The sequence below is a fragment of the Microcystis sp. M113S1 genome, from assembly GCF_020246945.1.
Classification (GTDB): Bacteria; Cyanobacteriota; Cyanobacteriia; order Cyanobacteriales; family Microcystaceae; genus Microcystis.
The window spans coordinates 1-8912 of record NZ_JADBSA010000223.1 but is presented as its reverse complement, the minus strand read 5'-3'; the positions used below and the strand labels follow the sequence as shown (position 1 = coordinate 8912).

Sequence of the window (8912 nt, the reverse complement as noted above, 5' to 3'; positions counted from 1 at the left end):
GCCAAGCTTTTCTGGTCGGAACCCCCTAAGCCGAGTTTTCAAGGTGCTGCGCCGTCCACTTGGTTTTCGAGACTGGCCTTTTAATTCTAACGTAAAGCCAACCTAGAACGGCGGGGTTTCAGACCCAAAATTTCCGATGATTAATAATAAAAGCGCGGCTCAATCTCAAAAATCTATGCAGTGGGAAGAATTAAAACAGCTTTATGATCAGGACTTTGTTTTGTGGATTGAGCGAACCACCGAACAAATTCGAAGCGGGGAGATGAAAAATTTAGATTGGGAACATCTTTTAACGGAGATAGAAGATTGGGGGAGAGAACAAAGAAACCAAGTGGAAAGCTATCTAATTCAAACCGTTAAACATTTATTAATGTATCAGTATTGGCTGACTGAAAAAGGTAATTGTGGCCAGGGATTGGCCGATGAAATCGATAATTTCCGTCTAGAACTAGAAATTTTATTCCAGTCAAAAACCCTCTACAATTATGGGGCTTCTAGGTTAGATATAATTTATGATAAAGCCAAGCGATCGGTGAGCAAAAAAACTGGTTTATCTTTGGATACGTTTCCGCAAGTTTGTCCTTATACCTTTGCAGAAATTATAGATTTTGATTTTTTACCAGTTTAGAACACGAGAATTAAAGGCAAGAAAGAAAATTATCGTTATAATGAAGTTGTGGCTTATTCTTGAATCGGCTTATTCTGTCAGCGATAGAGTATTATGGGTCAAAAATCTTACGAAGTTTTCCAAGCAGTGGAAAATAAAGCTAACCTTCTAGCGGGTTATTGGGGTGACTTCAAAACGGAGATTATTCAGCATTTGCCTGAATCCTATCATGGTGAAATCCACGAACTTTCTAGTAACCTAGAGAAAGCTTTAGAAGTGTTAATCAATGAATTGCGCCATCCTACCCTGATTTTAGCGACGACTGGCACGACGAGCAGTGGTAAGAGTACCTTAGTGAATCTCCTGTGTGGTGCTGATATTGTACCGATGGCACAGCGAGAAATGAGTGCAGGAACAGTTACCATTGAGTATAGCGAAGAAAAGACTTTAATTATTGAAGAAACACCTGGAGCATTGTGGGAATGCGGGAAATGGGAAAAGATTAGCGATGAAGATATTTATAGTCGCTTAAAACAGTTAATGAAGGCTTATATTAAAGCCAGAAAAAAACAACCTGATTTAGCTTATCCTCGATCTATTATTTATTATCCTTTTAGACTGGTTAAAGATGAAAGTTTCTTAGAATTGCCTAAAGGGGTTAGAGTTAAGTTATTAGATTTACCTGGGTTCTCTTATGTAGGAGATGAGGGAAATCTTGGGATTATAAAACAATGTCGTGAAGCTTTATGTTTAGTAACATATAACAGCGCAGAAACAGATACTTACAAAGTTGATAATTTGTTATCAGAAGTTGTTAATCAAGTTAAAGATTTAGGAGGCTCTCCTGCACGAATGCTATTTATTTTAAATCGAATTGATATATTCAGATCAGATGATGATTGGCAAGAAAGTGAAGGTGAGTTTATTGAAGAAACGACTGAAAACATTAAGGAAAAACTGATCGAGAATTTAAGAGAATATACAAAAGATATTGAAAATTTGAGAATTGTAAAACTGAGTACATGGCCAGCCTTATTAGCTTTACAAATTCAGGATAATAAAAAATTGCTTCAGGAGCTGTTAGAGGAATTACCTAAGAGAGAAGAAAATTGGTCAGAGCATGATCAAACTAGACTTGAGAAAGTATTAAAACCCCATGAGCAAGCCATAGATAACTTTCAAGTTTTAATTAAGGAAATGATGAAGCGAGGAAACTTAAGTCTTGATCCTAAACAATGGACTATCTCTCAACAAGAACAAATTGCTAAAGAGTTATTCAAACAATCCTATGCAGAAGAATTTGAAGACAAACTAAGCAAGCACATAGCAGAACATTTTCCTAAATTAGTTATTCCCCAAGCTCTAGAAAAATTTAATGTAGCGGCGGGAAATAGTATTGCACAATGGGCAGTACAAACTACCACGGCAATTCTTAACAGTTCGGAAGAAAATTATCAACAGGAAATCGAAAAAATCTCATGGATTAAATCTTCCTTAGCTCAATTTCTTCAAGTGAGTGATGCTAATTTACGAAAGCCTTTTGAAAAAATTAAACAAAACTGTGAGGAGTATTTAAACCAACAAACAGAAGATGATCCCCTTTCTATATTAACAGAAGCTATTACCGATCTTCAATTTACTGAACCTTATAATGAAATTGAAGAAAAATTAGTCCCTCTCTATGATTGGAGAAATGCTCTGGGGAGAGGAGTTGACCAGATTTTAGAAGCAGTTGCAGAATCTTTAGAAAATGGCATAGTTACGCTAGACCATCCTAATTTTAAAAAAGCTAATATTGTCAATGTTAACTTGCTAGAGGGTAATCTGAGAAGATTAATCAAACTGGGCTATAGTTATTATTTCGCCAAAAATGGACAAAATGTAGTGGCAAAAACTCAGGAAGAAAAAGAGAATCTTAAGCAAAAAAATTATGAACTTAACGAACTGTCTATTCATCTTAGTCTGATTATAGCGCAAGTGTTGGATAAAATTTCTACCCAAGAGATTCAGCGAATGTATGAAGCAGTAAATGAATTATTCATCTGTCATCTTGCTTATTTAGAAAAAGGTTCTAATGAACGCGCTCCTGATATTGTGATTAGATTTCCAGAATCCGAGTTAAACAAAGTTACAAATGATCTAAAATTTGATTTTGTTAGGCTTGATTCGGACTTTGAAATTAAAGAAGAACAATATACCGAAAAATGCAGAACTTGGAAACATTGGTTATGGATAGTTCCCAAAAAGGAAAAACGATCCAGTGAAAATGCAAAAATTCCAAGTATAGGACAAATTTTAGCCGACTGGAAAAAACAGTTAAAAGAAGTTGAACCTGAGATGTTAAAACAAGTAATAGAATGGCTATTAGCACAAATTGACGATTTAAAAAAAAGTGTAGATAAAACTCAAAATGATATTCTTGATCAGTATCGAGATAGACTAGAAAAAGCTAGACAGGAGATTACTTTTGATTATGAAAAACAGCAAAATGTGTGGCAACCTATGCAACAAAGAGCGAAAAGATTAGAAGAGGAATTTTCTCGACTAGGAAATTTTGAAAAGGAGGCTGATTCCAGTGTTAGTTGAATACTTTGAAACCAGATATCAGCAAATTTTTGAACAAGTTTTTCCTCACATTAAAAGTCAGGAAGTAGGTACTTTAAGCTCTGTCATTTATTTGATTTTAGATAATAAAAGCCAAGCCCAGGAACTTTGTCAAGAATATGATATTAAAAAAAAGGCTTCTTTAGATGAAGATTTAGATTTATCTGATGATATTATATATACAATTTCTATCAATAAACAAAAACCTGTTAAAGAATTCTCTATCCTTAAAATGGGGGGAGAACTCGTTAAAAATGTCTCCAGACCACTTCGTAAATCAGTAGATAATGATAAGGACAAAATGGAATTAATTGTACTCGCTGCTGTTATCTTAATCGGAACATATTTTACTCAAAAATTGTTAGGGGATTCCCGCAAACAAAACACAATTCATCCTGTACTTCCTAGCCAACCCATTCCTACAGCGATTTGTCTAGCTGTTCCTGCATCAGCAGTTTATGGCTTAACTGTAGGAAAGCGGATAAATAGAGATAAAATCATTGAACTAATTGAATCTGCCCCAGAGTTTTTATGTATTAGAACAGAGGAAGCTGAACAACAAATGATAGATGTTATTAATCAAGAAATTTTACAAGACAGCCAACTTAAATTTTATATTAGGATTGACATACCCAATGGACAAGATATTATTGGGGCAGAAACTAAGTATGTTATTAAAAGGGATATACCTAAGGATACAGAGGGTAAAATTATACAGCTAGGTCGCTTGAGAGATGCGTCTGTTCTCAAATCATTCAACCGTATTTAAGGAGTTAATTTAATGGATTGGAAATCTGCCTCATCCTACTATGAAACCCGTCTCAGTGATGTCTTAAATATCCAACATTTTGCTGTTGACTTAGCCAAACTTCCCCAAGCTGAAGTTCCCTCTCAATTAACAGAAATCCTCATGCAAGAGGCAATACCTGCTAACCGTCAACTCGAAAGACTGAGAAAAAGAGAATTTCGTATCGCTGTTGTTGGCTTAGAAAAGGCAGGAAAAAGTACCTTTATTAACGCCTGGTTAGAATGTGATTTACTTCCTGCCAAAGGAGGAAGATGTACCTTTACCACCACGCAAATTTATTCCGTTAAAAGCGAATCTGAACAAAGATTAGAAGTGCAAACCCGCACCCAAGAACAATTTATTCATCTTCTCAAAGAATTAGAAACCGTTGGCGCAAAAGAAGACTTAAACACCATTAGAGAAAACGAAATCACCCTACAACAAGTCAGAAAGGAAGGTAATTTAGTTATTCCTTTTACTCGACTCGAAGACATCCGAGAACAACTAAAAAAATACGTTGCCGATGAAAAATACGCCCATGCAGTCCTAGAAGCCCGACTTTATACTAATAAACTCGCTCAAGCAGAAGGAATCGTCTTTTATGATGTTCCGGGTTCAGATTCTGGGTTAGCCAAGCACGTTGATGAAGCCCAACAAATGTTATCCGACTGTGATGCAGTCATCGTAATTCAGCGTTTTCGCAGTATTAGAGAAGCCGAATTAGAAATTATTAAATTTACCGAACAAGGTGATAAGAATGTCACCATTGCTGATAAATTATTTGTCTTTTTAAGTCATATTGACTCTCTCGGTAGCCCAGAAGCCCTTAAAACTCATATTACAGAAGCCTCTCAGGATTGGTTAAAACGCGCTAATTTACCTGTTAATCGCATTGTTTCTGGTTCAGCAGGAGCTTATTTAATCTTAAATAATCTGGCGGAAGAACATACTCAATTAGAAATCGGACAAGCCAGCAATATTCAAGATAAATTAAAAACTTTAACTGGAATTATAGATGATGAAATGTTAAAAACTCAAGCTACAGGAATCCCTGAAATTAAAGAAAAAATCTTTAATTATATTAATACTGAGCGAGTGGCAATTCTCAAGAAACGCTGTGAAGCTTCCATTGATAAAATTGTCAGCACCTCAGAGGACATTCATCATCTTGTCAGTCAAAGATTTCCCGAAAATCCTGAGGAAGCACAACGCTTTGAAGAAGAAAGAAGAAGAATTGATTTTTCAGAATGGTGGCATAGAAAATGGGAACAGATAAAAGCTGATTTACAAAATTTTTATGAAACATCTGTCATTAACAAACCCTTAGAAAAAGTTAATAACGAATCTTCCAGTAGTATCGAAAAATTTAAAGAACGCTATGGCCAACTTTTAGCCAGTGAAATGGCAAAATTAAGACAAGAAACTTTAAGAAAAAAAGAAATTATTTTTGACGCAAATTCTTTTCCAGACTTCGACAAGGTAAGAGCTAATTATGCTTGGCGGGATGACTTATATGGGGATGTTAGAACATTTTTGGCTGCCCTTGCTCGACAATTAGCGGCAGAATTAAAAGATGAAGCCTTAAAATTAGTCGATTATATGTCCTCTTTATTATGGGGAAGTTCTCAAGTAAAAGAACGACTTATTGGTTATTCAGAACAGGAGTTTTTAACCCGCTTAGAAAATAGTTTATCAGTGTTATTTTTAAGATTTGCTCGTCCCGTTGCTGAAGCATTAATTCGCGGTCCTGTTAACAGTGATACCCGCAGCCAAATTGTCAAATTATTGGGGGCTGATGTGGAACTGATTGATAACTATTATCAAGGAGATGAACCGGCTTTTAGGGTCTTAAAAAAATACGTTAAATATGGTTCTGATTTACTCTTTAATCCTAGTCTTCGTCAACAGGTGTTAGGTGTAACAGAAATTGCCAAAAACGTTATCGGAATGACGGTAGATACAGTTATCGATTTAGCCGACCAATTAACCCCACCCAGAGAGGTTGTTACCTTTGAAGTAACTAATGATATTAACGCTTTTGAAGAATATCTACGCAATGGTATTTTTGAAGCCGCAGGATTTGAGTCCTACTGTATTCAAGAATTAAGAGGATTAGTGGATATTTTTCGAGAAAAAGAAGGAACATGGGCAGGTGTCGCTCAAAACGAATGGTATAAAGAGAATCCTCAGCTTGTAGCAGAATTACCCGCTAATTTGAAATCTCAAGAATTTAATTTAGAAGTTAGTGAACGACTGAGACAATTAGCAATTGCCTTGAAAAGAAATAGTTCCTCTCAGTAGCGTTAGCTATAGCAAAGCACCGCTATTATTGCGACGATACTTCATACATATATACTATAATAACCAAAAACCCTTATCCATCAATGGATACACCCATTAACTTTTCTGTATGTACCCATGTTTATTATAATATTTCTTAATAAACAAGTGGGGAAAGTTTAGGGGAAAATTCCCTAATCGTAATTCTCCTCGGCAACAAAAGGCGTTAGATTTATTCGGGGTTTCCTTGGGTTGAATCGGCAGCAGTATCGACTAATTCAAAGGATTAGACAAGAATTTACCAAGGTCAAGGTCGATGATCGCACTAAAATAAGCTCTCTCAGTGTTAGTTATTATTACCCGTTCGGATCAGCTTAGGAAAAAACTTGACAAAAGTTTCATATTAGATTATAATTTTCGTTTGAGACTGTTATATGAGATTAAAGGTATGTCTCGATTTATTAAGCGTTTAGAAGCGATTGGAATACATGGAAGATTTGATATTAATCTTGATTTTCAAGATGAAGTTAATATTATTCATGGAAGTAATGGCACAGGCAAAACAACTGTATTGCATATTCTTGCTAATGCCGTCAACGAAGATTTTAGACGTTTTGGCTATTTAAAATTTCAAAAATTAACCATTACATTAGATGATGATACGGAAATATTGATAAAACAGCAGAATTCTCCTCAAGAACCTCAAGAAACAGTAACAAAAGTCTTTGTTAATAATCAAGAAGTTGATTCTTACCGTTTTGCAGAATTATTAGAAGAAGAAAAGCAAAAAGAAAATAGCGAAATTTTATTGCCTGCACGTTATTATCCATCATCTTCTAAGAAGAAGCAAGATATTGACTTAAAAGCAACTTATTTCCCTGCTTTTAGAACAATGATTGAGGCATGGGCTACCTTAGATGAAAATGAAATTAGACATTTTGCCCGAAGATCACCTAATTTTAGAAAAGTTCTAAGAAGTTCCGCCAGATCAACCGAATTAGCTCGGATTCTATTTGGGAAATTTGTCCCTAGACTTGAGTATCCTTCACCGATAGAAATAGAAGAACATATTAATTCAAAATTAACAGAAGCTCAATTAAAAATTGCTAGTCTTGATAGAAATTTGCTTTCACAAGCTTTTCTTCAATTTTCTCAAGTTATTTCTCAATCATTTGAGACAGACGATAATACAAAAGAGCCAGACGAAGTTATTACAGAAATAATAGAACTTTCGGAAAAATTGCAAAATTCACCTTTTCAAGTTAATCGTGATCAATCAGATGATGTTTATAAAAAATTAATAGAACAGTTGAGATTCTTTGAATCAGAGCCAAAATACAAAACTATTGCTAGTAGAGTTTTATCAGTGTATAAAAGTTCTCTTCAACAAAGACTAGATGCACAAATAACAGCTTATTATACTATTGAAAGATATCTTGAATCAGTCAATGGATTTTTAGAGAGAAAGCAATTAAAAATAGGTTCTACAAGCTTACCTCAAGGCAGAGGGAAATTAGGTGTTAAAATTGGTGATGAAGAAGCTATTCATAGTCTGCAAATTTTGTCTTCTGGAGAAAGACAAGTCGTAGGTTTAATTTATGCCGCCAGTCACATGACAGGTGGTAGGGTTGTTTTAATTGATGAACCTGAAATTTCACTTCACATCGATTGGCAGCGTAAATTATTACCAGAAATGGTTAAACAACTTGATGAGAAACAACTCATTATTTGTACTCATTCTGCTGTGATTGCATCCAAATATCGAGAGAGAATGATAAAACTTGAACTACAACCAACGGCAAACGCTAATATAAATACTGATACTCTTGACAGTGAAGATCAAATGTATATACTAGATGATGATGATTTTGAAAACATTCCCTTTTAAAAATTTAGATAAGTATCGACTTTATGAACGGATTACAGTTAACTCCTGAAGAATACGTTACTGAAATAATTATGTCAAATGATAGGTTTTTGTTGCTAGAAGGAGCCGATGATGAGGAGTTTTTTACTATTATTTGTAATCTTTTAAAACAAAATGAAGCTCCGATTTCAGCAGAAAAATTATATTTATTGAAAAAAATTATTATTGATACTGCGGAGCGAATACAAGGAGAATTAGGAAATAGAGCTAAGATAGAAAAAATCTGTGATTTAGTTGCCCAAGAGCCGCCAGATGTTAACAATAGAGTTTTGGGCTTTGTTGATCGAGAATTTAGAGAATTTGAATGTAGCAATGATTTAAAAGATCATATTAAAACTCATAAAATTAACAAGAGATTAATTTGGAGTAGAGGTCATTCAATTGAAAACTATTTTTTTGAAATATCAACGTTGAGAAAGGCATTCAACGATTATTTAGTCAGTAGTTTTTATCAAGAAGCATTTGAAATTTTTGAATCTAAATTTGAGCATACTCTCAGAATAGCTTGTGCTTTGAGTTTAGCAGGTTTATCAGAAGATTTACTTAAGCCTATTGCTAAATCAGTAAGGCTCTTCGGTAATTGTTATGCAAATAATTAACTGAAAATAAAATTAGATAAGAGAGCCTACGCCCAAAAGTAGCTGAAATTCATATAAAGAAGGACTTAAGGCACAAATAGGTTAATACCAAAAGATAGACAATTGAGT

6 protein-coding genes are annotated in these 8912 nt (G+C 34.5%); all 6 read left to right on the top strand.

The annotated features are described in order from the left end of the window. The first annotated feature begins 136 nt into the window (after positions 1 to 136). The 6 genes from IM319_RS11365 to IM319_RS11340 all read left to right on the top strand — a co-directional run bounded on the left by IM319_RS11365 (position 137) and on the right by IM319_RS11340 (position 8804). Positions 137 to 628: a DUF29 domain-containing protein gene (locus IM319_RS11365; RefSeq protein ID WP_287735673.1), complete on the top strand. Its 492-nt coding sequence runs from the start codon at positions 137 to 139 to the stop codon at positions 626 to 628. Between the two features lie 93 nt (positions 629 to 721). Further along, positions 722 to 3193, top strand: coding sequence for a dynamin family protein (locus IM319_RS11360; RefSeq protein WP_287735672.1), 2472 nt, complete (start codon positions 722 to 724; stop codon positions 3191 to 3193). After that, the gene (locus tag IM319_RS11355; protein WP_287735671.1) at positions 3183 to 3980 is read left to right on the top strand and encodes a hypothetical protein; all 798 of its coding nucleotides are present in this window, start codon (positions 3183 to 3185) and stop codon (positions 3978 to 3980) included. Before IM319_RS11360 ends, IM319_RS11355 begins: the two co-directional genes overlap by 11 nt. A 12-nt stretch (positions 3981 to 3992) precedes the next feature. After that, positions 3993 to 6299, top strand: a complete 2307-nt coding sequence (locus tag IM319_RS11350) for a dynamin family protein (RefSeq protein WP_287735670.1) — start codon at positions 3993 to 3995, stop codon at positions 6297 to 6299. A 322-nt stretch (positions 6300 to 6621) separates the two neighbouring features. Further along, on the top strand, positions 6622 to 8166 hold the full coding sequence (locus tag IM319_RS11345; protein ID WP_287735668.1) for an AAA family ATPase: 1545 nt from the start codon (positions 6622 to 6624) through the stop codon (positions 8164 to 8166). Positions 8167 to 8189: 23 nt separating this feature from the next. Next, the gene (locus IM319_RS11340; protein ID WP_287735667.1) at positions 8190 to 8804 is read left to right on the top strand and encodes a DUF4435 domain-containing protein; all 615 of its coding nucleotides are present in this window, start codon (positions 8190 to 8192) and stop codon (positions 8802 to 8804) included. The last annotated feature ends 108 nt before the right edge of the window (positions 8805 to 8912 follow it).